The sequence below is a fragment of the Pedobacter psychrodurus genome, from assembly GCF_032678585.1.
Lineage (GTDB): Bacteria > Bacteroidota > Bacteroidia > Sphingobacteriales > Sphingobacteriaceae > Pedobacter > Pedobacter psychrodurus_A.
In genome coordinates, this window is the sequence record NZ_JAVTSN010000114.1 from 1 (window position 1) to 1,765 (window position 1,765).

The following is a 1,765-nucleotide window of genomic DNA, read 5'->3' on the forward strand; positions in this document are numbered from 1 at the left end:
TTATCCAAACTTTAATATTATCCAAACCTTTAATTGTAAATAACTGATTATCTGTGCCCTACTAATAAAAAGGTTTGGATAATATTTAAGTTATATTGTTTCATCACCTAATCAAATATTAGGATGAGAAGTAATTATGGATGTTCAGAATTTACAAAACAAGTATCCCCAACTCATTGCGTATCTGGAAAGTGCCAGCTACTCTAAATTCTATATCTCGGGGCTAGAAAGGGATATAAAACGAATCCTTCGTGAGGCAAAATTGAAAGGGTGGAAAACTTATACAGATGCTTACCTGGCTTATGTGGCAAACTCGAATTCCCTTAGTTATCTCCGCGGGAAAAGAACGGCTATCGGAGCTATAGAGCAGTTTGAGATCCGAGGCCTGTATCCAGACCGACGTAGGAGAAACCAGATCTTAAGAATAAGCAGCTATGATCATCTTCCAAGGGAATTCAAGTCCGTAATAGACTTTTATCGGGATTCAGAAAAGACTAAAAAGGATACAACAATATACACCGAATCACATAATGCAACTACCTTTCTACTCTCCCTGCATAAAAAGGGTATTAATTCGCTCAGTAAGATTACGGAAGGTGCCGTGCTTGAAATATTCTTTCAAAACGGGAAGTTGCGTAGAAGCTGTTCCTACAAAAAGAATGTTTCAGCGGTACTGAAAACCTGCATTCCGTTCTTTCCGAAAAATACATGCGCGAGAATATTAACCTATATGCCCAATCTTTATGAAAAGAGAGAGAACATACAATACCTGACCCAGCAAGAGGTTTCCAAGTTAAAGGCCGCATTAACGGATAGTAAATCAACTATTGTTCTGCGTGATAAAGCGATCGGGCTACTTGCCCTATATACGGGATTGCGTTCCTGCGATATCGCAGCGCTGACCATGGCTGATATAGACTGGGAAGGTGAAATGATCCATATCAGGCAGCAGAAAACAGATGTGCCCCTGGAGATACCACTTAGAGCAACAGTCGGCAATGCTATATATGATTACATGAAACTGGAACGGCCGGGTAGTGAACATCCGGAAATCTTTGTGCTGAGCCGTCCTCCTTACGCCAGACTGCAAAGTAAGAGCCTTTCCAATGTTGCCGGCAAGATTATGAAAATTGCAGGAATAAGAACAAAAAGCGGTGATCGAAAAGGTTTTCATATCTTCAGGCATCATGTAGCGACTGCACTGCTTGGAAATAATATCTCGCCAGTAGTAATCAGCCGGATATTGGGACATGCCTCACCCGCATCCCTCAATGCCTATTTAAGTGCCGACCTCATACATCTAAAGGGATGCGCCCTCAGTATTGCCTGTTTCCCATTGGGAAAGGAGGTGTGCTTTGAATAGGTTCAGCTCTTTTTTGGTCCCGCTTATACAGGAATATATTTTCTATCAAAAAGCATCTAACCATTGGAACCTGTCCACATCCGAGCCCAATATGGTTCTTTTCGACAGGTATTGTATGAAAGAATATCCCGGGAAAAACATCCTTTCCCAGGAGATGACAGATGGTTGGTGCAAGAAACGTGACACCGAAGAAAATAATTCCTGCAGGGCACGGATATCTGTCGTTGTGAGCTTTATCCAGTATTTGAGGAAACGGGGAAAAACAGAGGTCATAGCTCCGGCCCTTCCCCGGTTACAAAAAAGTATCTATTTACCGCACGCATTCACCATCACGGAACTTCAACACTTTTTTAATGCCTGCGACAGCATATCAGGTGAAACAGCAATACAGCGGGCAAGGAA

2 protein-coding genes are annotated in these 1,765 nt (G+C 42.1%); both read left to right on the forward strand.

What is annotated here, in order from left to right; all coding sequences use genetic code 11:
• Nucleotides 1–136 precede the first annotated feature (136 nt).
• Complete coding sequence (locus R2S57_RS30255; protein ID WP_316848636.1) at nt 137–1,363, forward strand: tyrosine-type recombinase/integrase; 1,227 nt, start codon at nt 137–139, stop codon at nt 1,361–1,363.
• A 115-nt stretch (nt 1,364–1,478) separates the two neighbouring features.
• On the forward strand, nt 1,479–1,765 hold a 287-nt coding region (locus R2S57_RS30260), incomplete at its 3' end, for a hypothetical protein (RefSeq protein WP_316848637.1).